The organism is Curtobacterium sp. MCLR17_042 (genome assembly GCF_003234695.1).
GTDB classification, from domain to species: domain Bacteria; phylum Actinomycetota; class Actinomycetes; order Actinomycetales; family Microbacteriaceae; genus Curtobacterium; species Curtobacterium flaccumfaciens.
The window spans coordinates 1-24,714 of record NZ_QKTD01000026.1; the positions used below are offsets into that span (position 1 = coordinate 1).

Consider the following 24,714-nt stretch of genomic DNA (forward strand, 5'->3'; position numbering starts at 1 on the left):
GGGTGGCGGCTGCCCGGGCGGCGGGGGCTGCCGGGGCGTCCGCAGCGGCAGCGTCGACCGACGTGCCGTCCGCGGCGACCGCGATGGCCGGGGCTGCTGCGGCCCCGAGGAGGGCGGCGACGAGGACCGTCGTCGCAGCTGCGAGCAGGGCGAAGCGGGGACGACGACGAGGGCTGTCGCCCCCGACAGCCCTCTCGTCCACGTTCTCCCCGGTCGTGTTCACCGGACCCATCCCACGGGATCGGCGGCCTCCGGTCAATACACCTCGCGGATGAGGTTCGGGATCGGGCCGCAGTCCGGGAACCCGGTGTGCGTGACTCGGGAATCGGCCGTGAACACTGCTCACGGAACGGAGCATGCTCAGCGCGTCGATAGACTTCACGATGGCCGTTCAGGCCAACGCAGCACCGCGGATCCCGACGCGCAAAGGAGTACGCCCGCATGGACACCGGACTCGTCACGACGCTCATCGTCGTCGGAGTGGTGGTGGTCGTCCTGGTGATCATCGGGATCTACCTCTGGGTGACGTACAACTCCCTCGTCACGCTCAAGGTCCGGGTCGACGAGGCCTGGAGCGACATCTCGGTGCAGCTGAAGCGCCGCGCCGACCTGATCCCCACCATCGTGGACACGGTCAAGGGGTACGCCACGCACGAGAAGGCGGTCTTCGACGACGTGACGAAGGCCCGGGCCGAGACCCTGTCCGCCGGTGACGCCGACACGGCCTCCACCGCCGAGGGGCACATGCAGAAGGCGCTCAAGAGCGTCTTCGCGGTGGCCGAGGGGTACCCGCAGCTGCAGTCGAGCCAGAACTTCCTGCAGCTGCAGTCCGAGCTCGTCGACACCGAGGACAAGATCCAGGCCGCCCGCCGCTTCTACAACGGTGGCGTGCGTGAGCTGAACACGAAGATCCGGGTGTTCCCGAACTCCACGTTCGCGAAGAACCGCGGTTTCTCCGAGGCCCCGTTCTTCGAGACGAACGAGCCGGCGGCCATCGCCGAGCCGCCGCGCGTCCAGTTCTGACCCCAGCGTCGGATCCGACGTGTACAGCGCCATCGCGCGGAACAAGCGCAACACCGTGGTCATCGTCCTGGTGTTCCTGCTGATCATCGGCGCGCTCGGGTTCCTCGGCGGGTACCTCGCCGGCAACGTCTCGATCGGCTTCATCGTGCTCGTGGTCGCGCTCGGGTACGCGGTGCTGCAGTACTTCCTGGCGGCACGGCAGGCCACCGCGATCGCCGGCGGGGTCGAGGTCGACCGCGTCTCGGAACCACGGCTGTGGCGCACCGTCGAGAACCTGGCCATCGCGACCGGCATGCCGATGCCCCGGGTGTTCGTCATCCCCGATCCCTCGCCGAACGCCTTCGCCACCGGGCGTGACCCGGAGCACGCGGTGGTGGCGGCGACGACGGGGCTGCTCGAGCTCATGGACGACCAGGAGCTGCAGGGCGTGATGGCGCACGAGCTCGGACACGTCCGGAACTACGACATCCGGGTGTCCACGATGGTCTTCGGACTCGTCGTGGCTGTCGGCCTCATCGCCGACGTCCTGCTCCGCATCTCGATCTTCAGCGGCCTGTCCGGCGGGCGGAACCGCAACTCGGACAACGGCGGCAGCGCCAACCCGGTGCTGCTCATCGCCGGGATCGTCGCCGTCATCGTGGCCCCGATCGCCGCGGCCGGCGTGCAGGCGGCGGTGTCCCGGCAGCGCGAGTACCTGGCCGACGCGACGGGGGCGATGACGACCCGGCACCCGGAGGGCCTGGCCCGGGCCCTCGAGAAGCTCGGCGCGTACGGCCGACCGATGCAGACGCAGAACTCCTCGATGGCGCACCTGTGGATCGCCGACCCGATGCGCCCCGGTGTGATGGACCGACTGTTCTCGACGCACCCGCCGCTGCCCGACCGCATCACGCGGCTGCGGGCGAACGCCGACCGGTTCTGACGGGTCAGCCGATGCCGTCGGCGACCGTGTCCTCGGCCGTCTCGATCGGTTCGGGGGTGTCCGCGTCGTCAGCGGACTCGTGCGGCACCAGGGGCACTCCGAGCGCCCCGGCGACGGCCGCAGCAGCGGTTCCTCGGTCGGTCACCTCGATCGCGCCGAGACCCTGCCAGCTCGCGGTCCGTCGCAGTGTGTCGGCGAGCCGCTCCGGGTCCAGGTGCTCGCCGGGTTCCTGCCACGCCGTCCGGACGCGGAGCACACCGCGCTGCCGGTCGCTCTTCAGGTCGATCCGCCCGACGAGCCGGTCGTCCTGCAGCACCGGCAGCACGTAGTAGCCGAAGACCCGCTTCGGCGCCGGCGTGTAGATCTCGATCCGGTAGTGGAAGCCGTACATGCGCTCGGCCCGCCGCCGGAACCAGACGACCGGGTCGAAGGGGCTCAGCACCGCGTCCGCCGTCAGCTGCCGGGGGACCCGAGCCCCCACGTGCAGCCAGGCCCGCTCGCCCCAGCCCTCGACCCGCACCGACAGGAGCTCGCCGGCGTCGGTGAGGTCGGCGATCGCGGTGGCCGTGTCGTCGGAGCGCAGCCGGTAGTAGTCCGCGATGTCCGCTCGGGTGCCGATGCCGAGCGCCCGTGTGGCCTGACGCACGAGCTCGAGCACGGCATCGGCACGCGGCGGGGCGGTCTCGAGGAAGCCCGCGGGCAGCACCTGCTCCGGCAGGGCGTACACCCGCTCGAACCCGGCTCGTCCGGCACTCACCGCCTCGCCCCAGCGGAACATCTGCTCGAGCCCGAGCTTCACGTCGCTCCACCCCCACCAGGGGCCGCGTCGCACGTTCGACTCGTGCTCCACCGCGCTCGCCCGCATCGGCCCCTCGGCCCGGAGCAGGGCGTGCAGTTCGCGCCGGACGGCAGCTGTCCGCGTGACGCCGTCGACCCGGGTCGGGCCGGCGTCCCGTTCCCGCAGGGCGTCCATCCGCCACCGGAACAGTCGCAGGTCGTCGCGGGGGATGAACGCCGCCTCGTGCGCCCAGTACTCGGTGTACGGGCCGGATCGTCCGAGCGTCAGCCGGTCGAGCGTCGACCGGTCGTACGCACCGAGCCGGGCGAAGAGCGGCAGGTAGTGACTGCGCTCGAACACGTTGACGGAGTCGATCTGCAGCAGCCCGAGCCGGCCGAACGCGGCGTTCAGCGCGCGCGTCGAGACCGGCTCAGCGGGTGGCCGTCCGAACCCCTGCGCGGCGAGTGCGACCCGGCGGGCCTCGGCGGCGGAGAGCGTCGACCTGGGCATGCCGCGACGCTACCGAACCCCGCCGACATGAGCGTCCACGAACGTATGCCGTATCTGGCACCTGACGGGAAGCACATCGATACACTCGGGCCATGGCATGGGGAAGCAAGCAGACACACCCCGACCCCGTGGTCGAGGAATCCGTCCCGGTCGGCGTGCGCATCGCCGGCGCGTGGTCGTGGCGGGCGCTCGTCGTCGTGGGCGTGATCGCCGTCTTCATCTGGCTCGTCACCGTCTTCAGCGAGATCCTCATCCCGTTCCTGGTCGGCATCGTGGTCTCGGCGCTCCTCGTGCCGATCTCCAACTGGCTGCAGCGGCACCACGTGCCCAAGTGGCTCGCCGTCGTGATGAGCCTGCTCGGCGGCATCGCGGCGCTCGGTGGCCTGATCTGGCTCGTCGTCGACCAGATCATCGCGTCCTACCCGTCCCTGCGTGACCGCACGGTCGACCAGTACGCGAACATCAAGGACTTCGTCCTGAGCTCCGGGTTCGGCATCAGCCAGTCCGACGTGAACGGGTGGCTCGACGACGGCACGAAGTGGCTGCAGGACAACTCCGCGTCGATCCTGTCCGGGGTCGCCAGCGCGGGTTCGGGTGCGACGCACGCGTTCGAGGCGCTCTTCATCATCCTGTTCACCACGATCTTCCTGCTGATCGACGGGAAGAACGTCTGGCGTTGGTCCGTCCGGCTGTTCCCGAAGAAGGCGCGTGCAGCGGTGGACGGCGCGGGTGTCGCCGGCTGGATCACCCTGACGAGCTTCATCCGCGTGCAGATCTTCGTCGCCTTCGTCGACGCGGTCGGCATCGGCCTGGGCTCCTTCATCGTCGGGCTCTTCTTCGGCGGCATGCCGCTGGTGATCCCGATCGCCGCGTTCGTGTTCCTCGGCGCGTTCATCCCGGTCGTCGGCGCGATCGTCACGGGCTTCCTGGCGGTGTTCGTCGCGCTGATCTTCAACGGCCCCCTCGCGGCGGTCCTGGTGCTCGGCGTCGTCCTGCTGGTCCAGCAGATCGAGGGCCACATCCTGCAGCCCCTCGTCATGGGCAACGCGGTCAAGGTCCACCCGCTGGCGGTCGTCCTCGGCGTGACCGCGGCCTCCGGGCTCGCCGGCATCGCCGGGGCGTTCTTCGCCGTGCCGCTGATCGCGACGCTCAACGCCATGGTCACGACCATCGCGAGCGGACGCTGGCGGCGGCTCGACTCCGACCACGTCCTCGAAGCGACGCCGAAGCGCGGGCAGCACGGGCAGATCCAGTTGCTCCGACGCCGTCGGCACAAGGTCGGGGACGACGTCCCGGCGCCGGGCGTCGACTCGGGTCCCTCGGCCGAGGAAGACACCGCCAGCACCAACTGAGCGTCACACGAGTTCGCCGCGGGGCCCCGGAACGACGATGATGGGGGAGTGACCGACACCAGCGCCTCCCCGCACACGCTCGCCGCGATCCCGACCCTCGCGGACATCGAGGCGGCGCGCGAGACCATCAAGGGCGTCGCACGCGTCACCCCGATGGAGACGTCGCAGTTCCTCGCCGAGCTGCTCGGGTCCCCGGTGCACCTGAAGTGCGAGAACCTGCAGCGCACCGGTGCCTACAAGGTGCGCGGTGCCTACAACCGGCTCTCGACCCTGTCCGCCGAGCAGCGCGCCAAGGGCGTCGTCGCCGCGAGTGCCGGCAACCACGCGCAGGGTGTCGCCCTCGCCGCCCGCGAGCTCGGCATCCCCGCGACGATCTTCACGCCGGTCGGCGTCGCCCTGCCCAAGCTGCAGGCCACGCGCCACTACGGCGCCGACGTCGTGCTGCGCGGCCACTCCGTCGAAGAGGCGCTGAGCGCCGCGAAGGACTTCGCCGCCCACACCGGCGCCGTGTTCATCCCGCCGTTCGACCACCCGGCCGTGATCGCCGGGCAGGGCACGCTCGGCCTCGAGATCATCGACCAGGTGCCGGACGTCGACACCGTCGTGGTGCCGATCGGTGGCGGCGGCGTCATCTCCGGCATCGCACTCGCGGTGAAGGGCATGGCCGAACGGCTCGGACGGCCGATCCGGGTCATCGGTGTGCAGGCGGAGAACGCTGCGGCCTACCCGTCGTCGATCACCGCCGGCGAGCCCGTCACCATCACCACGAAGCCGACCATCTCCGACGGCATCGCGGTGGCGCGCCCCGGCGACCTGAACTTCCCGATCATCCGCGACCTGGTCGACGACATCGTCACCGTCTCGGACGACGACACTGCCCGCGCCCTGCTCGTCCTGCTCGAGCGCGCCAAGCTCGTGGTCGAGGCAGCGGGGGCCGTCGGCGTCGCCGCGATCATGTCCGGTGCCGTCCGCGACACCGGCCGCACCGTGGTGCTGCTGAGCGGCGGCAACATCGACCCGCTCATGATGGAGCGCGTGATCACCCGCGGGCTCGTCGCCGCCTCGCGCTACATCGGCATCCGCATCATGCTGCCGGACCGCCCGGGTCAGCTCGCCCGCGTCGCGCAGGTCATCTCGGACGCCGGCGCGAACGTGGTCGAGGTGCTGCACACCCGCCACGGGCAGGGCCTGGTCATCAACGAGGTCGCGCTGGACCTGTCGATCGAGGCGCGCGGCCCCGAGCACGCGCAGGAAGTCATCCAGCGCCTGCACGAGGTCGGCTTCCGCCCCGAGCTCCTCGAGCACTAGTCCGCGACGATCCACGAGTCGTTCGACGCGTGGACTGTCGGAAGTGCGGCGCGCGCTCTGGGCGCGACCAGCGGACAGACGGGAGGCCCGTGGCGGTGTCGCCACGGGCCTCCCGTCTGCAGTGGGCCGGGTCTACGGCTCGTAGCGCTCGATCTTGACGACCTCGACGGCGATCTCCTTGCCGTTCGGCGCCGTGTACGTGGCCTTGTCGCCGGCCTTGAGGCCGACGATGGCCGCGCCGACGGGGCTGACGGGGCTGTAGACCGTCAGGTCCGAGCCCTCGGCGACGATCTCGCGGCTGCCGACCAGGAAGGTGGACTCGTCGCCGGCGATGACCGCCGTGACGACGGTGCCCGGCTCGACCGTTCCGTCGAACTCCGCCTCGCTGACGGTGGCGTGCTTGAGGAGCTCGGTGAGGACGCGGATGCGGGCCTCGATCTTGCCCTGCTCGTCCTTCGCGGCGTGGTAGCCGCCGTTCTCCTTGAGGTCGCCCTCTTCGCGAGCGGCCTCGATGCGGCGCGCGATCTCGGCACGGCCCTCGCCGCTCAGCTCGTCGAGCTCCGCCTTGAGACGGTCGTGCGCCTCCTGGGTCAGCCAGGTGACCTGCGTGTCGTTGCTCATGTTCTGTCCCTTCGACCATGAAAAAACGAGACCGGCCGAGTGGTCGGTCTCGAGAGGCGAATCAGGACAGTCTAGGGAATCCAGCAGTCGTGGATCAAGCCGGTCACGCCCCGCGTCGTCGTGGTGACCTGCGTGGAGATGCTCCGGCTGCGCTGTTCGGACGCCGGCACGGTGATCTCCTTCCAGCCCACGATCGAGTAGCTCTTGTCGAGGACCTGCACGGCGCACTTCGCCTCGACGCCCGGGTCGACGGACACCTGCGAGTGGACGACGGTGCTGTGCTCGGACAGCACCTCGTACCCGATGACGTCCTGGTCGAGGCCGCGGTCGGACTGGTCGAGCCCGGCCCAGATCACCCACGCACCGAAGACCACGACGACGGCGATGGCCGCGACGATCGCGAAGAGGCGGCTGCGGCGCTTGCGGGCCGGGGTGCGGCCGTAGCGCTCGTCGAGGGTGGCGGTCTGGGTCTGTTCGGACAGTTCGGGGCTCCCGGGGTGGATATCCTGATCCCAGGGTAGTTCACGCGATGCTGTGCGCTGCCCGCGTCCGACGCCGCTCACCCGCAGTGAGGAACCCCACGTGCCCTACCGTCTGCTGGCCGTCCACGCCCACCCCGACGACGAGTCGAGCAAGGGTGCCGCGACCGCCGCGAAGTACGTGGCCGACGGGCACCAGGTGCTCGTCGTGTCCTGCACCGGTGGCGAGGCCGGCGACATCCTGAACGACCAACTCGGCGAGCCGGCCACGAGCCGTGCACACCGCGACATGGCCGGGTACCGCCGCACCGAGATGGCCGCGGCGCAGCAGGCGCTCGGCATCGACCACGTGTGGCTCGGCTACCACGACTCGGGGCTGCCCGACGCCGAGAAGGGCGAGACGGTCCGGCCGGGCACGTTCTCCACGGTGCCGCTCGAGTACAGCACCGAGGCCCTCGTCCGCGTGATCCGCCGGTTCCGCCCGCACGTGCTCGTCACCTACGACGAGAACGGTGGCTACCCGCACCCCGACCACATCCGCACGCACGAGGTGTCGATGGCCGCGTGGTCCGCCGCCGCCGACCCGTCGGCGTACCCGTCCGCGGGTGCCCCGTGGTCGATCGCGAAGCTCTACTACGAGCGCACGATGAACCCGCGCCGCTTCAGCACGATCTTCGAAGCCCTGCAGGAGCGCGACCCGGACAGCCCCGCGATCGAGCAGCTGCGCGAGTGGGTCGAGCGGTTCGCCGACCGGCCCGACCTCGCCACCACCCACGTGGACGTGCACGAGTACTTCGACCAGCGTGACGCCGCACTCCGCGCGCACGCCAGCCAGGTCGCACCGGACAGTGCCTTCTTCTACTGGCCGAACGACCTCCTCGCGACGGTGTGGCCGACCGAGGACTACCAGCTCGTGGAGGCACGCGTGCCGACCGAGCTCCCGGAGACCGACCTGTTCGCCGGGATCCCAGCCGACAAGGAACCGACCTCGTGAGCACCATCGCGGCGGCACTCGCCGCCACCCCCAGCCCCAGCCCCTCGGTCGTCCCCGACGTCGACGTCACCCCGGGTGTCGTCGGGTTCATCGCGATCGCACTCGTCGCGATCGTGACGATCCTGCTCGTCGTGGACATGACCCGACGCATCCGTCGGACCCGCTACCGCGCCGAGGTGCGTGAGCGGCTCGAGGCCGAGGCGAACGGCACCGCGGGTGACGGCACCGCGACGGACGAGCCGGAGCGGCGGGCGGCCGAGGACGGCCGGGCCGACGTCGGCGACGACACCGAGCGCGGCTGACGCGAGCGGGTAGGGACGGGAGGCCCGTGGCGGCATCGCCACGGGCCTCCCGTCCGCCTTGTGCGCGCGCCGACCGGAACCGGGCGCGCCTACCGGAACCGGGCGTACCTGGTCGAACCGGGCGTACCTGGTCGGAACTTCCGGGTGAGTACGCCCGGAACCACCAGGTATCGCACCCGTTCTGGGAAGGAACGTGCGACGGTCAGCGCACCGGGTCCAGCGCCACGATGAGCACGCCGACCCACTGCGCACCGAACGCCACCACGGTCAGGGCGTGGAACACCTCGTGGAACCCGAACTTCGTCGGCACCGGGTTCGGCCGCTTGAAGCCGTAGACCAGCGCGCCGATGATGTACGCGACGCCGCCGGACAGGATGAGCACGGTCATCGGCACGCTCGCCGCGAAGAACTGCGGCAGCAATCCGAGCGCAGCGCACCCGAGCACCAGGTAGATCGGGACGTACAGCCAGCGGGGCGCGTTGATCCAGAGCACCCGGAACGCGATGCCGAGCGCGGCGCCCGACCACATCACCCAGAGCACGACGACCATCAGGGTGTGCGGCAGGGCGCAGATCGCGACGGGCGTGTAGGTGCCGGCGATGAGCAGCAGGATGTTGGTGTGGTCGATGCGCTTCAGCACGGCCTTCACCTTCGGCCCCCACGGGAACCGGTGGTAGGTCGCCGAGACGCCGAACATCGCCAACGACGTCGCCATGAACACCGCGCTGCCGACCTTCGCCGCGGTGCTGTCGGCGAGGGTGATCAGGACGATCCCCATCGCGATCGCGAACGGGAACGCACCGAGGTGGATCCAGCCGCGCCAGGCCGGACGGGGTTCGGCGGCGGTCGCGGTCGCCGACGCCTCTTCCGTGAACGGGACGTGGGGGAGTGTTCCGGTCTCGTGCTCGTCCTGCATGGTCCCGACCATAGGGCCTGACCCCGAACGACAGCCACGTGTCCGCAGAGCGGGAGCCTCAGGGATCCGGCGTCGGTGGTGCACTACGCTCGGTGCGTGACCGGGACGGCGGGATGGACAGGGCGAGGGATCCTCTACCGCGCCTACCAGCGCCGGATCCGCCGCCAGCTCGAGGGTGCAGCGAAGCCCAAGCACGTCGCCATGATCGTGGACGGCAACCGCCGCTGGGCGAAGCAGCTCGGGCTCGAGTCCGCCGCACACGGCCACCGCGCCGGCGCCGCGAAGATCCCGGAGTTCCTGACGTGGTGCGACGACCTCGGCATCGAGGTCGTGACGCTGTACCTGCTGTCCGCCGACAACCTGACCGGTCGCGGCGGCGAGGAGCTCGAGGAACTCGTCGGCATCATCGCCGACCTCGCCGGGGTCCTGGCCGACAACCGTGACTGGCGCGTGCAGCACGTCGGGTCGAACGAGGGGCTGCCGGAGAACCTGGTGACCGCGCTCGAACAGGCCGAGCAGCGCACCGCCGGCCGCACCGGCCTCCACGTCAACCTGGCCGTCGGGTACGGCGGCCGTCGTGAGATCGCGGACGCCATGCGCAGCATCGTGCAGGCGCACGGCGCGGGTGGCGGCACCATCGACACCCTGGCCGAGGTCCTGACGCCGGAGCTCATCGGCGACCACCTGTACACGCAGGGTCAGCCCGACCCCGACCTGGTGATCCGGACCTCGGGCGAGCAGCGGCTCTCCGACTTCATGCTGTGGCAGAGCGCGCACAGCGAGTTCTACTTCGTCGAGGCGTTCTACCCGGACCTGCGCGAGGTCGACTTCCTCCGGGCGGTCCGCGACTTCGGCCTCCGGTCGCGTCGCTTCGGCGGCTGACCAGCCACCTCCCGCACCGGGTTCGTCGGCGGAGCCGCGTCCCAGTAGGCTCTCAGGGTTCAACCCTGTGAAAGGTGCACCACCTGTGAACATCGACGAGTACGCCGCCGGCTTCTCCGAAGACCCCGGTTACCTCGACCACGCTGCGTTCGGCCCCGTGCAGACCGCCGTGCTCGAGGAGCAGCGTGTGCTCGGCACCATCCAGGCACACATGCGCTTCGGCGCCATGGAGACCCTCGACGAGCAGGACGCCCGCGTCCGCACCGTCGCAGCCCGCCTGGTCGGCCGCCGTGAGGACCAGGTCGTCTCGCAGGCCGCGACGACCCCTGGCCTGCTGCACACCGCCTTCGGTCTGACCGGTGGCGTGCTCGTGTCAGCCGACGAGTACCCGTCGCTGCCCCTTGCACTCGCCAGCGCCGCCTCGGCCACCGGCGGACGGGTGCAGCCCGTCGTCATCGAGTCGGGTGCCGGCTGGGTGACCCCCGAGCTGATCCGTGAGCGCCTGACCGACGAGGTGACCGCCGTCGCGGTGTCCCTGGTCGACTGGCGCACCGGCTACCTGACCGACCTCGCCGCCATCCGGGAGGTCATCGGCGACCGCCTGCTCATCGTCGACGCGATCCAGGGCTTCGGCGTCGTCGACGCCCCGTACGAGGTCGCCGACGTCGTCGCCACCGGCGGACAGAAGTGGTTGCACGCCGGGTGGGGCACCGGGTTCGTGGCGTTCAGCGACCGTGCGCTGAACCGGATCCGTCCTGCGCTGTCCGGCCCGCACGGCACGTCCGGCTGGCCCACCGAGGTCCCCGCGGTGCGTCCGGGGGCCGCCGGCTTCCAGATGTCCCGCATCGACCCGGTTGCGCAGGCCCGGCTCGCGGTGTCGCTCGAGCGTCTCACCGCGGTCGGCGTCGCCGCCGTGCAGGAGCGGGTCACCGACCGCGTCGAGCGCGTGTTCGCCATCGCCGACGAGTTCGGGCTCGAGGTCGAGTCCAGCCGCGACCCGGCCGAGCGCGCCGGCATCGTGGTGCTCCGGCCGACGCAGGGTCGCGTGACGGCCCTGTCCGCCGCGATGCACAACCACGGCGTCACCGCGACCACGCGGCTCGGCGTCGCGCGGGTGTCCGTGTTCCCGTCGACCACCGACGAGACCCTGGACATGTTCCGCGACGCCTGCGTCTCGTACGCCACGATGCAGTAGCAGCGGCTGGCTGCTGCGCTTGCTGCCTCCCGTCCGCGTCCCGCGAGCGGTCAGGACACCCCGCTCACGTCCGCCGGGTGGTCACCATCTGTCGGCTGGCGCCGTCGCAGCCGACGGTTCGTGACCAGTCGGCGCTGCGCGCGCGACGAGTCGCGACCACCGGACGGACTGGAGGCGCGGTGCCAGGCCGCCCCGGGCCTCCCGTCCGCGTTCCGCGAGCGGTCACGGCACCGCGCTCACGTCCGCCGAGTGGTCACCATCTGTCGGCTGGCGCCGTCGCAGCCGACGGTCCGTGACCACTCGGCGCCACCGCCGCGCGCGGCGTCGCGAGCCGCGCTCGCGTTGTTCACGCGACCGTAACTCCGGAAACCGCGTGTCGCTGTCGGGGTGTCGGGGGCCGGACGTACGTTGTCCCCATCGGGCACCGCGCCCGATCGAAGCGGCCACAGTCGGTGCTTCGGGACCCGCTCCGTGGCCGCGTTCGAGGACAGGACCGGGCCCGTCGCGGCCCGGGGATGGAGTGGTCGTGACCTCTCAGAACGTCTCTCGCGGAGCACAGCAGCAGCACACCGCGGACTCGTCCACATCGGTCGCCCAGCGCACGTACGTGCTCGACACATCGGTGCTCCTCAGCGATCCGCGGGCCTTGTTCCGCTTCGCCGAGCACGCCGTGGTCCTGCCCGTGGTGGTCGTCAGCGAACTCGAGGCGAAGCGCAACGACCCGGAGATCGGGTACTTCGCCCGGCAGGCCCTCCGGCTGCTCGACGAACTGCGCATCGAGCACGAGCGGCTCGACTTCCCGATCGCGATCGGCGACGGCGGCTCGTTCCGCGTCGAACTGAACCACTCCAACCAGTCCGTCCTGCCGTCGGGTCTGCAGCTCGGCGACAACGACTCCCGCATCCTCGCCGTCGCGTCGAACCTCAAGAACGACGGACTCGACGTCGTGGTCGTGTCGAAGGACCTGCCGCTCCGGGTCAAGGCGTCCTCGATCGGCATGGCGGCGGAGGAGTACCGCGCCGAACTCGCGGTCGACTCGGGCTACACCGGCATCGCCGACCTGCAGGTGTCCGGCGAGCAGATGTCCGACCTGTACGAGAAAGAGGAGATCCGGTCCTCGAAGCTCGACGGCGTCCCGGTGAACACCGGCGTCGTCATCCACTCCGAACGCGGATCGGCCCTCGGCCGCGTCCACGTCGCCGGCGCCGTCGCCCTGGTGCGCGGCGACCGCGAGGTCTTCGGCCTCCGTGGGCGCTCGGCCGAGCAGCGGCTCGCGATCGACGCGCTGCTCGACTCCGAGATCGGCATCGTCTCGCTCGGCGGCAGCGCCGGCACGGGCAAGTCGGCGCTCGCCCTGTGCGCCGGACTCGAAGCGGTGCTCGAACGGCAGCAGCACAAGAAGATCATGGTGTTCCGGCCGCTGTACGCCGTGGGCGGGCAGGACCTCGGCTTCCTGCCCGGCGACGCCGGCGAGAAGATGAACCCCTGGGCGCAGGCCGTCTACGACACCCTCGGTTCAGTGGTGTCGGACAACGTCCTCGACGAGGTGGTCGAACGCGGCCTGATCGAGGTGCTGCCCCTGACCCACATCCGCGGCCGCTCCCTGCACGACGCCTTCGTGATCGTCGACGAGGCGCAGTCGCTCGAACGGAACGTGCTGCTCACGATGCTCTCCCGCATCGGTCAGAACTCACGGGTCGTGCTCACCCACGACGTCGCGCAGCGCGACAACCTGCGGGTCGGCCGGCACGACGGGATCGCATCGGTCATCGAGCGGCTCAAGGGGCACCCGCTCTTCGCGCACGTCACGCTGACGCGGTCCGAGCGCTCCGCGATCGCGGCCCTGGTCACCGACCTGCTGGACTCGCCCGATCTGGTGTAGCGCGCGTCGAGCCGCCACGTGACGGACGGGAGGCCCGGTGCCAGCTGGCACCGGGCCTCCCGTCCGTCCTGGGGGTGCGTCAGGAGCGTCGCGCTACTTCGGGTGGGTCATGCTGAGGACGTCGAGCGCCTCGTCGAGCTGCGCCTCGGTGACCTCGCCGCGCTCGACGTGGCCGAGGGCCACGACGGCTTCGCGCACGGTCATGCCCTCGGCGACGGCGTACTTCGCGACCTTGGCGGCAGCCTCGTAGCCGATGACCCGGTTGAGCGGGGTGACGATCGACGGCGAGGACTCCGCGAAGGCGCGGGCACGCTCGAGGTTCGCCTGCAGGCCGTCGATGGTCTTGTCCGCGAGCACCCGCGAGCTGTTCGCCAGCAGGCGGATCGACTCGAGCAGCGCCGTGCCCATCACCGGGATGGCGACGTTGAGCTCGAACGCACCCGAGGCGCCGGCCCAGGCGATGGTGGCGTCGTTGCCGATGACCCGGGCGCCGACCATCAGGGTGGCCTCGGGGATCACCGGGTTCACCTTGCCCGGCATGATCGAGGAGCCGGGCTGCAGGTCGGGGATGTGCAGCTCGCCCAGGCCGGTGTTCGGACCGGAGCCCATCCAGCGCAGGTCGTTGTTGATCTTCGTCAGGCTGACGGCGAGGACCTTGAGCGCACCGGAGGCCTCGACCAGGGCGTCACGCGCGCCCTGCGCCTCGAAGTGGTCGACGGCCTCGGTGATCGGCAGGTCGGTGTCGCTCGCGAGCTGGGCGATGACCCGCTGCGGGAACCCCTTGGGCGTGTTGATGCCCGTGCCGACCGCGGTGCCGCCGAGCGGGACCTCGGCGACGCGGGGGAGCGTCGCCTGCACACGCTCGACGCCCAGGCGGATCTGGCGTGCGTAGCCGCCGAACTCCTGCCCGAGGGTGACGGGCGTGGCGTCCATCAGGTGCGTCCGGCCGGACTTCACCGCGTCGGCCCAGAGCGTGGCCTTCGCCTCGAGGGACTCGGCGAGGTGCTCGAGGGCGGGCACGAGGGTGCGGAGGAGCGCCTCGGTCACGGCGACGTGCACCGAGGTGGGGAAGACGTCGTTCGACGACTGCGAGGCGTTGACGTGGTCGTTCGGGTGGACCGCCGAACCCGCGATGTCGGACGCCAGTGTCGCGAGCACCTCGTTCATGTTCATGTTCGACGACGTGCCGCTGCCGGTCTGGTAGACGTCGACCGGGAACTGGTCGTGGTGCTGCCCGCCGATGATCAGGTCGGCCGCGCCGGCGATGGCGTCGGCGACGGCGGGCTCGACGATGCCGAGTTCACCGTTCACGATGGCCGCCGCACGCTTGATCCGTGCGAGCGCCACGATCTGCGCCGACTCGAGCCCGGTGCCCGAGATGGGGAAGTTCTCGACGGCGCGCTGGGTCTGGGCACGGTAGAGCGCCGACTTCGGCACCCGTACCTCGCCCATGGTGTCGTGCTCGATGCGGAACTCGGTCGGGGTGGTGTCGGTCACGTCGTCGTGGTCCTTCCTGGGGTGCTCGCCGGTCGCGGTCGCGCCGGCCCGTGCCTGCGCCCCGGGGTCGCCGGGGCGGTCGTCGTCGGGGTCGGTCAGACCTGGCCGACGACGGTGTCGATGGTGACTTCTCCGGTGGCGAGGTCGTAGGTCGCCCCGACGACGGCCAATCTACCCTCGGCCACGGCGTCGGAGACCGCGCCGGAGCGCTCGATCACCTGGCGGAGGGTGGCTTCGAGGTGCGCGGCGCCGACGGCTTCCTGCGGGAGCTCGGCGTCGGTGAGTCGGACCTTCTCGACGCTCGGGGCGATCGCGTCGACGAGGGCCTGCAGGTGCGGAGCGGGGACGGGCTCACCGGAGCGTGCTGCAGCGACCGCACCGCACCGGGTGTGCCGGAGCACGACGACCAGGGGCGTGCCCAGGGCGACGACCGCGAACTCGATCGAGCCGAGGACGACGTCGTCGACGATCTGACCGGCGTTGCGGATGGCGAACAGGTCACCGATGCCGGCGTCGAAGACGTGCTCGAACGGCACCCGCGAGTCCGAGCAGCCGAGGACGGTCGCGAACGGCGACTGCGATCCTTCGAGCTCGGTGCGGCGGTCCGGGTCCACGCGGCCCATCCGGCGCTTGTCGGCGGCGAAGCGGGCGTTGCCGTCGACCAGCAGGCGCAGGGCGTCGGACGGGGTGGAGGCGGCGCGGTCGGGCATGGGGCTCCTCGGTTCGGGTGGGACGGGGTGGTGACTGGCGGGGCGGTGCCCGTCGTCTACTCGGTCAGTTCTCGGGAGACGGCGGTCGCGACGGTCCGGAACGCCTTGTCGTCGGCGGTGCCGGAGAGCACGATCGTGTTCTTGCCGAACGTCGAGACGAGCGAGTACGCGTGGTTGCCGGCATCGGTGCCCTCGGCGCGGCGGTCGTAGACGGTCCACTCCGTGTCGCCGATGGTGCGGTCACCGGTGGACGGGCGCTGGTCGAGCTGGTTCGACACCCACGAGGCGTTGGCGTCGATGCCCTGCTGCAGACCGAGGTACTGCTTGTCCGGCGTCACGAAGCCGACGGTCCAGACGTCCACGCCGTCGGTGGTCTTGCTGGCGAAGTCCGCGCGGTTGGCGCTGTAGCCGTCGGGCAGCGGCGGCGCCACCAGGGTGACGTCGTCGACGTTCGCCTTCGCCGCGATCTGCTGGTAGTCGACGGTGCGGTCCACCGTGGTGTCGGGCCGGACGACGACCGCCACCAGGAACAGCACGATGCCGAGCGAGGCGATGAGCGCGATGACCAGGTTGAACGCGGTCTGGTGCTGTCGGCGGGCGGTCCGGGCGGCGTCCTTGCGGGCCCACGTCTCCTCTGCCGTCTCGGGGCGACCGAGCTCGGCGACGATCGGGCGGCCGTCGGCGTCGGTCATCGGCCGGAGCCGTCCTGGGCGTCGCTGGCGGCACGGGCCGCGTCGAGCCGTGCGCGGGCGCCGACGAGCCACTCTTCGCACCGGGCGGCGAGGGCTTCGCCCCGTTCCCAGAGCGCCAGCGAACGCTCGAGGGTCGCGGAGCCCTGTTCGAGCTCGCTCACGACGCGCACGAGTTCGTCGCGGGCCGCTTCGTAGCTCAGCGACTGGACGTCGGTCTGCTCGGGTTCCTGCTGGGATGGCACGGGTCGATCCTACCGAGCGTCCACCGACGATCCGTCGCCCGGTCCCAGGCTGTGGAGAACACCCGTGGTGGTCAGGAGCCGTCCGGGCCGGGGCCGTCCGGTTCGAGCGTGCCCGTGGCCGTGCCGGCACCGAGCGTGACGTGCACCGGTGTCGCTCCGGACAGGTCGTCGGTGCCGCGGACGACACCCCCGTCGGCCCGCTGCACGATGGCGTACCCGCGGCGCAGGGTGTCCCGCGGTGAGAGTGCCCGGAGCCGGGCGGTCAGGTGCCCGACCTCGGAGTGCCCGCGCTCCAGCCGGCGGTCGAGCAGTTCGCGGGCACGGGACAGGTCGCGGGCGACCTCTTCCGCGCGGGTGTCGACAAGCCACGCGGTCGACGCCAGGGCCGGGCGCGACCGCAGCGCGGCGAGCCGGTCGGCCTCGACCGACAGCGTGTGCGAGAGCCGGAGCCCGAGCCGGGCGCGGGCCGCCCGGACGTTGGCGAGCTCCTCGGCGACGTCGGGCACGACCCGCTTGGCGGCGTCCGTCGGGGTCGAGGCGCGCAGGTCGGCGACCTCGTCGAGGATCGGGCGGTCGGCCTCGTGCCCGATCGCCGAGACGATCGGGGTCGACGCCGCGGACGCCGCACGGACGAGTCCTTCGTCGCTGAAGCCGAGCAGGTTCTGGAAGTCGCCGCCGCCGCGCGCGATGATGATGACGTCGACCTCGGGGTCGGCGTCGAGCTCGAGGATCGCCGCCGTGACCTCGCCCACGGTCCGTTCGCCCTGCACGGCTGTGTGCACTGTGCGGAACTCCACCTGGGGCCACCGCAGCTGCGCGTTCCGCTTGACGTCCTTCTCGGCGTCGGAGTCCTTGCCGGTGATGAGGCCGATGCGATGCGGCAGGAACGGCAGACGCCGCTTCCGGGACGGGTCGAACAGCCCTTCCTCGGCGAGGGTGCGGCGGAGGCGCTCGAGGCGTTCGAGCAGGTCACCGAGCCCGACGTGCTTCATCTCGACGACCTGCATGGTCAGCGAGCCGCCCTTGACCCAGTAGTTCGGCTTGAGGGCGGCGACGACGCGGTCGCCCTGCTTGATGTCCGCCGGCACCCGGGAGCGCACGCTCGACCAGATGGAGAACGACACGGTGGCGTCGACCTCGACGTCCTTGAGCTTGCCGTACACGTTGCCGCCGGCGACGTTCCACTGCGTGATCTCGCCCTCGACCCACGCGGTGCCGAGTCGGTCGATCCAGTCGCGGAGCTTCGCGCCGAGGAGCGCCACCGGCCACGGGTTGTCGGCCGTCGGCGGGCCCTGTTCGATCGCCATGTCGCTCCTCGTCCTGCTGGGACGTCCATCGTGCCCGAGACCGGTGACAGGCGACGGACGTCGTGTTCTCCACAGGCACTCCGCGCGCCCAGGTCGCGTGCGTGCCGCTCACCTATCATCGGGGACGTGACGATCACCAACGGCCACACGGTCCCGCTCGCCCCGCCGCGTGTGCACGCGGCACGGGGTCGACTGCGTGACGAACCGGTCGCCGGCCCCAAGAAGGTGCTGCTCGCAGCCCCCCGTGGTTACTGCGCCGGGGTGGACCGTGCGGTCGTCGCGGTCGAGAAGGCGTTGGAGCAGTACGGCGAGCCCGTCTACGTCCGCAAGCAGATCGTCCACAACGTGCACGTGGTGTCGACGCTCGAGCAGCGCGGTGCCGTCTTCGTCGACGACGTGGCCGAGGTCCCCCGGGGCTCGCACGTCGTCTTCAGCGCGCACGGGGTGTCGCCGGCCGTCGTCGCGGGTGCCGCCGAGCGCGACCTGCACGCCATCGACGCCACCTGCCCCCTCGTCACCAAGGTCCACCGCGAGGCCACCCGGTTCGCCAAGGCCGAGCGCACCATCATCCTGATCGGCCACGCCGGCCACGAAGAGGTCGAGGGCACGATGGGGCACGCCCCGGACCGCACGATCCTGGTGAACGGCCCCGACGACGTCGCCGCACTGTCGGTACCGGACCCGGACAACCTCGTCTGGCTGTCGCAGACCACGCTCAGCGTCGACGAGACGATGGAGACCGTGCGGCTGCTGCGCGAGAAGTTCCCGGCCATCCAGGACCCCCCGTCGGACGACATCTGCTACGCCACCCAGAACCGCCAGGTCGCGATCAAGAAGGTCGCGCCCGGTGCCGACCTGGTGATCGTGGTCGGCTCCGCGAACTCGTCGAACAGCGTCCGCCTCGTAGAGGTCGCGCTCGAGCACGGTGCCCGCGCCGCCCACCGCGTCGACTACGCGGAGGAGATCCAGCAGGAGTGGCTCGACGGTGTCGAGACGGTCGGCGTGACCAGCGGTGCGTCCGTGCCGGAAGAACTCGTGGCCGAGGTGCTCGAACAGCTCGCCGACGCCGGCTACGCCGCCGTCGAAGAGGTCGTCACCGCACACGAGGACCTGATGTTCTCGCTCCCCAAGGAGCTCCGCACCGACGCCTCGGGCAACCCGACGCGCGCGCTCGGCGGGCGTCGGGCATGAGCGGCTCGGACGGCTGGTCCTCGGTCCCGCGTCGCGACCCGGCGAACCACGGCGACGCCGGCGCTGGTACCGGCCAGGAGGCCCGGGGGGCGTCCGCGACGTCGGCCGCCGGTCCCGCGAACGGTCGGCCCCAGGGCCGTCCCGCCCCCGGGTACGGCGAGTACGCACCAGAGGGTTGGGTGAACCCGGTCCTCGTCGAGCAGGAACGCCAGGAGCGGGAGCGTCAGGCACGGGAGGAACAGGACCGGGCCCCCGCTACGGGCCTGCGCGACGCTGCTCCGAGCGACGGCGTCCGCGGCGAACGCGCCGGTGCGGACGCTCGCTCCGGTGCAGTCCCTGCCGGGGCGCAGCGGTCGATGGCCCGCAGCCGGTTCGGTCGCACACCGGCGGACTTCGTGCTCACCGTCGGGCTGCTCGCCTTCGGGCTGGTCTCCGTGGTGCAGTCCCTGTCCGTGGGCGAGGTCGCCTCCACCGTGCGGCGCACCCTCGAGACCCAGTACACGGCGCTGAACGACCCGAGCGCCCTGAGCACGGCGGCCGCCATCGCCGCGATCACCAACGTGGTCGTCTTCGCCCTGGTCGCCTGGTGGTCCATCCGTCGACTCCGCGCACGGAAGCGGACGTTCTGGGTGCCGCTGGTCGGCGCGGTCGTCGCCACGGCGATCAGCACGATCGCGTTCGTCGTCGTGGTCATGCAGGACCAGGCCTTCGTCGACTTCATGCTGCGACAGTCCGGCGCCTGACCGCCTGACCGCCTGACCGCCTGACCGCCGGGCTGCTCGCGGCGCCCGCCTCCGCGCGCCGAGTGGTCGCAACACGCCGCGGCCCCGCCGTCGAGCGGTCACGAAGTGTCGTCTGGCACCGGCGCAACCGACACTTCGTGACCCCTCGGCGACACGAGCGCGGGGAGTCGTGACCTCTCGGCAGCCCGTCCGTCGGCCAGTCGCGTGCCGGTGTCCCTCCGGCGAGGTTCGTCAGCCTCGCGGGCGAGCGCAGCAGCCACCGCCGAGTGGTCGCAACACGCCGCGGCCCCGCCGTCGAGTGGGCAGGAAGTGTCGTCTGGCACCGGCGCAACCGACACTTCGTGACCCCTCGGCAACACGAGCGCGGGGAGTCGCGACCACCCCAGCCAGCAGCCGGAGGTCAGCCGGCCAGGAACGCCGCGACCGCTCCGTGCAGGGCAGCCAGGTCGTCGACGTGCACGAGCTCCCGGATCGAGTGCATCGACAGCAGTCCGACGCCGATGTCGATCGTCGGGATCCCGAGTCGGGTCGCCGCGATCGGGCCGATGGTCGAGCCGCCGGGGATCGTGTTCACGTTGACGAACGGCTGCCACGGCACACCGGCTGTTTCGCAGGCGGCGGCCCAGACGGCCTCGCCCTTCGCCTCGGTCATGTAGCGCTGGTTCGCGCTGATCTTCAGCAGCGGTCCGGCCCCGGGGCGCGGGCGGTTCGTCGGGTCGTGCTTCTCCGGCTGGTTCGGGTGCACCAGGTGCCCGGCGTCGCTCGACAGCAGCCACGACCCACGGAACGCCCGGGCGGCTTCGGAGCGGGTGGCGCCGAGTCCTTCCTGCACACGGCCGAGGACGTCCTCGAGGAACGGACCACCGGCACCGGACGGCGTCGACGACCCGATCTCCTCGTGGTCGAACGCCGCGAACACCGGGATGTGGTCACCATCGGTCGGAGCGTCGACGATGCCCCGGAGTCCGGCGTGCACGCTCGTCAGGTTGTCCATCCGGCCGGACGCCAGGAACTCCCGCTCGATGCCGATCCGGGCCGGCGCCTGGGTGTCGGCGAGGAACAGGTCCCACGACACGGCGCCCTCGCCGAGCCGGGCGAGCAGCCACTCCACGACGGAGGTCCCACCGGCGTCGCCGTCGACCCCGACGATCGGCAGGGTGTGGCGCTGGCGGTCGATCTCCTTGCCGTCGTTCACCCCGCGGTCGAGGTGGATAGCGAGGTTCGGGATGCGGGCGACGGCGTCGGTGCTGACGAGCCGCACGCTGCCGTCGGCGTCGACGACCCGGCCGGCGATCCGCAGGTCGCGGTCGAACCAGGTCGACAGGAGCGCGCCGCCGTAGACTTCGACGTTGAGCTGCTCCCAGCCCCCGGTGCGCACGCCGGGGTTCGGCTTCACGCGGAAGCCGGGGGAGTCGGTGTGGGCGCCGAGGATCCGGAACGGCGTCGTCGGGACGGCACCGTCGGGCAGGCGCCACGCGATGACGGCGCCGTCGCGGACCACCACGTACGCACCGGGTTCGGTCGGCCAGGCGTCGAGCTCGGACAGCTCGGTGAACCCGGCTGCGACGAGACGGTCACGGGTCGCCGCCGCCGCGTGGAACGCGGTGGGCGACTCGGTGACGAACTGGGCGAACTCGGAGGCGATGGCGTCGACGGTCACCCGCCCATCGTGGCACGGGGTGGAGGCGACCCGACGCAGAACGGGGCGCGTCCGTCGGACGCACCCCGTTCCTCCAAGCCGGTGGACCCGGCCGGACGGACCTGCTCAGCCCTTGGCGTGGCCTGCCGAGCCGAGGACCTTCGCGGCCTCGACGACGCGAGCCGCCATGGCGGTCTCGGCGACCTTGCCCCAGGCGCGGGGGTCGTACTGCTTCTTGTTGCCGACCTCGCCGTCGATCTTCAGGACACCCTCGTAGTTGCGGAACATCGAGTCCGCGATCGAGCGGGTGAACGCGTACTGGGTGTCCGTGTCGATGTTCATCTTGATGACGCCGTTGCGGACGGCCTCGTGGATCTCGTCGTCGGTCGAGCCGGAGCCGCCGTGGAAGACGAGGTCGAGGGGGTTCTCGCCGGTGCCGTGCTTCGCCGCGACGGACGCCTGGATCTCGCCGAGGAGCTCGGGACGGAGCTTGACGTTGCCCGGCTTGTAGACGCCGTGCACGTTGCCGAAGGTGAGCGCCGCGATCCAGCGACCCTTGTCGCCCAGGCCGAGCGCGTCGACGACCTTCTCGACGTCGTTCGGGGTCGTGTAGAGCGCGTCGTTCGTGCCCTCGTGCTGGACGCCGTCCTCTTCGCCGCCGACGACGCCGATCTCGACCTCGAGGATCGCGTTGATGTTTCGCGTCTTCTCGATCATGGTCTTCGCGATCTCGATGTTCTCGTCGAGCGGCACGGCCGAACCGTCCCACATGTGCGACTGAAAGATCGGGTTGCGACCCTGCCGGACCTCTTCCTCGCTCGCCGCGATGAGCGGCAGGACGAAGCCGTCGAGAGCGTCCTTCGGGCAGTGGTCGGTGTGCAGCGCGACCGTGATGTCGTAGTTCTTGGCGACCTCGTGGGCGAACTTCGCCATCGCGAGGGCACCCGCTGCGCGGTTCTTGATGGTGTGGCCGGCGAAGTAGTCGGCACCGCCCGTCGTGACCTGGAGGATGCCGTCGGAACCGGCCTCCTGCAGGCCCTGGAGGACCGCGTTGATGGTCTGCGAGGAGGAGACGTTGACCGCGGGGTACGCGAACTTGCCCGCCTTCGCGCGTTCGATCATCTCGGCGTACTGTTCCGGCGTTGCGATGGGCACGTGGATCTCCTTCGACTTCGGTGATGTCCCCGCCGATCGTAGTCAGCCGGACTGGAGGCGCGGTCCGGGTTACGCGGTCGGCTCACGTCCGGCGTGCACATGCGTGCACGGGCCCGGTGTCCGGACCGCGGGTCGGCCGCCGGTCGGTAGGCTCGGGTCGTGACTCCCACTACGGAAACCGGCTCCCTGTTCCTCCAGCCCGACCGCAACCTCGCGCTCGAGCTCGTGCGTGCGACGGAGGCCGCCGCGATCCGTGCGCAGCCGTGGGTCGGGCGTGGTGAGAAGAACCTCGCCGACGGCGCCGCGGTCGACGCGATGCGCAAGTTCCTCGGCACGGTGAACTTCGACGGCGTCGTCGTCATCGGTGAGGGCGAGAAGGACAACGCCCCGATGCTCTACAACGGCGAGCACGTCGGCAACGGTCACGGTCCGGCCTGCGACATCGCGGTCGACCCGATCGACGGCACCTCGCTCACCGCAGCCGGCCGCCAGAACGCCATCTCCGTCATGGCCGTCTCGGACCGCGGCTCGATGTACGACCCCTCCGCCGTCTTCTACATGGACAAGATCGCCGCCGGCCCCGAGGGTCGCGGTGTCCTGGACCTCGAGAAGCCGATCGGTGACAACATCCGCGCGCTGGCGAAGGCCAAGGGCAAGGACCTCGAGGACATGGTCGTCGCCGTGCTCGACCGTCCGCGCCACGACGAGCTGATCCGCGCCATCCGCGCGACCGGTGCCGGCACGCGACTGCTGCTCGACGGTGACGTCGCGGGTGGCATCGCCGCGGCCCTGCCCGGCTCGACGATCGACATGTGCGTCGGTGTCGGCGGCACCCCCGAGGGCATCATCACGGCGTGCGCGATCAAGGCGCTCGGCGGCGTGATCCTCGGCAAGCTCCAGCCGAAGGACGACGAGGAGCGCGAGCGCGCCATCGCCGCCGGCCACGACCTGGACAAGGTCCTCGACCAGGACGACCTGGTCACGGGTGACAACACGTTCTTCGTCGCCACCGGCGTCACCGACGGCGTCCTGGTCGACGGTGTCCGTCGTTCGCGCGGCGTCATCCACACCGACTCGCTCGTGCTCCGCTCGCGCTCGAACACGATCCGCCGCATCCAGGCGGACCACCGTGCGGAGAAGTGGTTCTAGGCCGGACGATCGTCCGCCGCTTCGGGGCGTCGCCGGTCTTCCGGCGGCGCCCCGTTGTACGAGCCCTTGCGTAGGCTCGACGCATGACTGCGACAACGGCACGGATCGTCGGACTGGACACCGCGGGCATCCGCACGCTGCACGCGGAGGCGGACGGCACGGCCGACCGGCTGCCGCACGTCGTGCCGGTGGCGCCCGACCTCGGCGTGATCCTGGCGGACGAGGACGGCGTGATCCTCACCGCGCCGGCGCTCGCCGAGATGGGCTGGGCGGACGACGACGTCCTGCGTGCAGCCGTCGCCGCCGCGCAGGAGCAGGCCGGAGGCGACGTGGCAGTGATCCAGCCCGGCACGATCGTCATCCAGGACCCCGACCTCGCCGTGGTGCTCGTGCTCGCACCGCAGGCGTTCCAGGGGATCGAGTTCCGCGGCAGCGCAGTGGTCTTCCCGGTTGCGCCGACGACGTTCATCGTCACCGGCGACCAGGACGAGGACGGGCTCCAGGTCGCGGCCGGTGTCGCCCAGCAGATCCTGGCCGACGACGAGGGCGAGGTCCTGAGTGGACCGCCCATGGTGCTGCGCGGTGACGGGTGGGTCCGGTTCGAGCACCCGTCACTCGACGGCGAGCTCCGGACGATCCGCGCGCTCTGGACGGCGACCGCCGCGAACCTGCAGCAGGACGCCCTGCAGGAGTCGTTCGACCGGCGGGGCGAGGACGTCCACGTCGGTGCGGTCTCGGTCGCCCGGCTCGCCGAGGACGACCCGGCCTTCTCGTACTCGTCGTGGACCGAGGACGTCGAGACCGTCGTCGCCGCGGTCGACACAATCGTGCTCGTGACCCTCGACGGGCAGACGCAGCCCGTGCCGTTCGGTCGGCTGCGGGAGCTGGCCTCCGGGTTGATCGAGGAACTCGAGGTCCGCCCGACGCGCTACCGGCTCCGCGGTTTCCCGGATCTCGAGTCGGTCCGCGCGGCCCTCTGACGGGTCGACCCCGGTCGGCGGCACTCGTCCCCGTCGCTGCCCCCTGATATGGTCACACTCGCGCGCTTGTGGACAACGGCGCGAGAGATCGGACCTGGGGAGGAATGATGGGGCGGCCGTCGGGGTGGGACGTTGTCGATCAGGGTGATGATCCGGTCAAGGGTGATCCGTCGACGTTGCGGATGATGGCGCGGGAGTACCAGCGCATCTCCGACGCGGCCGATGACGCCTCGACCCGGTTGCAG

General features: G+C 71.1%; 25 protein-coding genes. 13 read left to right on the forward strand and 12 right to left on the reverse strand.

Translation table 11 applies throughout. The features are described 5' to 3' along the window. A partial coding sequence (locus DEJ02_RS18585; protein WP_181422667.1) for a hypothetical protein occupies nucleotides 1-223 on the reverse strand: 223 nt, incomplete at its 3' end. Nucleotides 224-441: 218 nt separating this feature from the next. Here DEJ02_RS18585 and DEJ02_RS17630 point away from each other — a divergent pair. Together DEJ02_RS17630 and DEJ02_RS17635 are read left to right on the forward strand one after the other, a co-directional pair. Beyond that, complete coding sequence (locus tag DEJ02_RS17630; RefSeq protein ID WP_027464499.1) at nucleotides 442-1,023, forward strand: LemA family protein; 582 nt, start codon at nucleotides 442-444, stop codon at nucleotides 1,021-1,023. A gap of 19 nt (nucleotides 1,024-1,042) precedes the next feature. Further along, nucleotides 1,043-1,945, forward strand: coding sequence for a M48 family metalloprotease (locus DEJ02_RS17635; RefSeq protein WP_111033998.1), 903 nt, complete (start codon nucleotides 1,043-1,045; stop codon nucleotides 1,943-1,945). A 4-nt stretch (nucleotides 1,946-1,949) separates the two neighbouring features. Here DEJ02_RS17635 and DEJ02_RS17640 read toward each other — a convergent pair whose 3' ends face one another. Then, nucleotides 1,950-3,233, reverse strand: coding sequence for a winged helix-turn-helix domain-containing protein (locus DEJ02_RS17640; protein WP_111033999.1), 1,284 nt, complete (start codon nucleotides 3,231-3,233; stop codon nucleotides 1,950-1,952). A 92-nt stretch (nucleotides 3,234-3,325) separates the two neighbouring features. On the opposite strand from DEJ02_RS17640, the gene DEJ02_RS17645 reads away from it, so the two are divergent. Both DEJ02_RS17645 and ilvA read left to right on the forward strand, forming a co-directional pair. Continuing rightward, nucleotides 3,326-4,585 (forward strand): AI-2E family transporter, encoded by a 1,260-nt coding sequence (locus DEJ02_RS17645; RefSeq protein WP_051596497.1) that lies wholly within the window; start codon nucleotides 3,326-3,328, stop codon nucleotides 4,583-4,585. A 48-nt stretch (nucleotides 4,586-4,633) separates the two neighbouring features. After that, entirely contained in the window at nucleotides 4,634-5,893 is a 1,260-nt protein-coding gene (gene ilvA / locus DEJ02_RS17650) for a threonine ammonia-lyase (RefSeq protein WP_071406124.1), read from the forward strand. Between the two features lie 132 nt (nucleotides 5,894-6,025). Here ilvA and greA read toward each other — a convergent pair whose 3' ends face one another. Beyond that, complete coding sequence (gene greA, locus DEJ02_RS17655) at nucleotides 6,026-6,514, reverse strand: transcription elongation factor GreA (protein WP_017886739.1); 489 nt, start codon at nucleotides 6,512-6,514, stop codon at nucleotides 6,026-6,028. A gap of 71 nt (nucleotides 6,515-6,585) precedes the next feature. Continuing rightward, nucleotides 6,586-7,077, reverse strand: a complete 492-nt coding sequence (locus DEJ02_RS17660; RefSeq protein WP_051596498.1) for a DUF4307 domain-containing protein — start codon at nucleotides 7,075-7,077, stop codon at nucleotides 6,586-6,588. Between the two features lie 19 nt (nucleotides 7,078-7,096). Between DEJ02_RS17660 and mca the strand changes: the two genes are divergently transcribed. Beyond that, nucleotides 7,097-7,987, forward strand: a complete 891-nt coding sequence (gene mca / locus DEJ02_RS17665; RefSeq protein WP_027464504.1) for a mycothiol conjugate amidase Mca — start codon at nucleotides 7,097-7,099, stop codon at nucleotides 7,985-7,987. After that, complete coding sequence (locus DEJ02_RS17670; RefSeq protein ID WP_017886736.1) at nucleotides 7,984-8,289, forward strand: hypothetical protein; 306 nt, start codon at nucleotides 7,984-7,986, stop codon at nucleotides 8,287-8,289. Before mca ends, DEJ02_RS17670 begins: the two co-directional genes overlap by 4 nt. A gap of 202 nt (nucleotides 8,290-8,491) precedes the next feature. Here DEJ02_RS17670 and DEJ02_RS17675 read toward each other — a convergent pair whose 3' ends face one another. Then, complete coding sequence (locus DEJ02_RS17675; RefSeq protein WP_258378777.1) at nucleotides 8,492-9,205, reverse strand: hemolysin III family protein; 714 nt, start codon at nucleotides 9,203-9,205, stop codon at nucleotides 8,492-8,494. 96 nt (nucleotides 9,206-9,301) lie between these two features. Here DEJ02_RS17675 and DEJ02_RS17680 point away from each other — a divergent pair, with 96 nt between their 5' ends. The 3 genes from DEJ02_RS17680 (at nucleotide 9,302) to DEJ02_RS17690 (ending at nucleotide 13,164) form a co-directional block, all read left to right on the forward strand. Beyond that, nucleotides 9,302-10,087, forward strand: a complete 786-nt coding sequence (locus tag DEJ02_RS17680) for an isoprenyl transferase (protein ID WP_027464506.1) — start codon at nucleotides 9,302-9,304, stop codon at nucleotides 10,085-10,087. 85 nt (nucleotides 10,088-10,172) lie between these two features. Beyond that, nucleotides 10,173-11,282: an aminotransferase class V-fold PLP-dependent enzyme gene (locus tag DEJ02_RS17685; RefSeq protein WP_110860697.1), complete on the forward strand. Its 1,110-nt coding sequence runs from the start codon at nucleotides 10,173-10,175 to the stop codon at nucleotides 11,280-11,282. Between the two features lie 520 nt (nucleotides 11,283-11,802). After that, on the forward strand, nucleotides 11,803-13,164 hold the full coding sequence (locus tag DEJ02_RS17690; RefSeq protein ID WP_175330838.1) for a PhoH family protein: 1,362 nt from the start codon (nucleotides 11,803-11,805) through the stop codon (nucleotides 13,162-13,164). Between the two features lie 93 nt (nucleotides 13,165-13,257). Here the strand turns inward: DEJ02_RS17690 and DEJ02_RS17695 are convergent, their stop codons facing one another. From DEJ02_RS17695 to xseA, 5 genes are all read right to left on the reverse strand, one after another. Continuing rightward, nucleotides 13,258-14,661, reverse strand: coding sequence for an aspartate ammonia-lyase (locus DEJ02_RS17695; RefSeq protein WP_111034001.1), 1,404 nt, complete (start codon nucleotides 14,659-14,661; stop codon nucleotides 13,258-13,260). Between the two features lie 95 nt (nucleotides 14,662-14,756). Beyond that, complete coding sequence (locus DEJ02_RS17700) at nucleotides 14,757-15,371, reverse strand: carbonic anhydrase (protein ID WP_027464510.1); 615 nt, start codon at nucleotides 15,369-15,371, stop codon at nucleotides 14,757-14,759. Nucleotides 15,372-15,427: 56 nt separating this feature from the next. Further along, complete coding sequence (locus DEJ02_RS17705; RefSeq protein WP_110864396.1) at nucleotides 15,428-16,063, reverse strand: DUF4245 domain-containing protein; 636 nt, start codon at nucleotides 16,061-16,063, stop codon at nucleotides 15,428-15,430. Beyond that, nucleotides 16,060-16,305: an exodeoxyribonuclease VII small subunit gene (locus DEJ02_RS17710; RefSeq protein ID WP_017886728.1), complete on the reverse strand. Its 246-nt coding sequence runs from the start codon at nucleotides 16,303-16,305 to the stop codon at nucleotides 16,060-16,062. Before DEJ02_RS17710 ends, DEJ02_RS17705 begins: the two co-directional genes overlap by 4 nt. Nucleotides 16,306-16,376: 71 nt before the next feature. Beyond that, nucleotides 16,377-17,612, reverse strand: coding sequence for an exodeoxyribonuclease VII large subunit (gene xseA / locus DEJ02_RS17715; protein WP_111034002.1), 1,236 nt, complete (start codon nucleotides 17,610-17,612; stop codon nucleotides 16,377-16,379). Between the two features lie 126 nt (nucleotides 17,613-17,738). Between xseA and DEJ02_RS17720 the strand changes: the two genes are divergently transcribed. Together DEJ02_RS17720 and DEJ02_RS17725 are read left to right on the forward strand one after the other, a co-directional pair. Further along, nucleotides 17,739-18,803, forward strand: coding sequence for a 4-hydroxy-3-methylbut-2-enyl diphosphate reductase (locus DEJ02_RS17720; protein ID WP_081827167.1), 1,065 nt, complete (start codon nucleotides 17,739-17,741; stop codon nucleotides 18,801-18,803). Beyond that, nucleotides 18,800-19,546 (forward strand): DUF6264 family protein, encoded by a 747-nt coding sequence (locus DEJ02_RS17725; protein WP_111034003.1) that lies wholly within the window; start codon nucleotides 18,800-18,802, stop codon nucleotides 19,544-19,546. Before DEJ02_RS17720 ends, DEJ02_RS17725 begins: the two co-directional genes overlap by 4 nt. Before the next feature lie 400 nt (nucleotides 19,547-19,946). On the opposite strand, the gene DEJ02_RS17730 is transcribed toward DEJ02_RS17725, so the two are convergent. Together DEJ02_RS17730 and fbaA are read right to left on the reverse strand one after the other, a co-directional pair. Next, on the reverse strand, nucleotides 19,947-21,206 hold the full coding sequence (locus tag DEJ02_RS17730; protein WP_071405751.1) for a M18 family aminopeptidase: 1,260 nt from the start codon (nucleotides 21,204-21,206) through the stop codon (nucleotides 19,947-19,949). A gap of 105 nt (nucleotides 21,207-21,311) precedes the next feature. Next, entirely contained in the window at nucleotides 21,312-22,340 is a 1,029-nt protein-coding gene (gene fbaA, locus DEJ02_RS17735; RefSeq protein ID WP_017886723.1) for a class II fructose-bisphosphate aldolase, read from the reverse strand. A gap of 159 nt (nucleotides 22,341-22,499) precedes the next feature. Between fbaA and glpX the strand changes: the two genes are divergently transcribed. Both glpX and DEJ02_RS17745 read left to right on the forward strand, forming a co-directional pair. Next, nucleotides 22,500-23,489: a class II fructose-bisphosphatase gene (glpX, locus tag DEJ02_RS17740; RefSeq protein WP_017886722.1), complete on the forward strand. Its 990-nt coding sequence runs from the start codon at nucleotides 22,500-22,502 to the stop codon at nucleotides 23,487-23,489. Between the two features lie 83 nt (nucleotides 23,490-23,572). Next, complete coding sequence (locus DEJ02_RS17745; protein WP_111034004.1) at nucleotides 23,573-24,469, forward strand: hypothetical protein; 897 nt, start codon at nucleotides 23,573-23,575, stop codon at nucleotides 24,467-24,469. The last annotated feature ends 245 nt before the right edge of the window (nucleotides 24,470-24,714 follow it).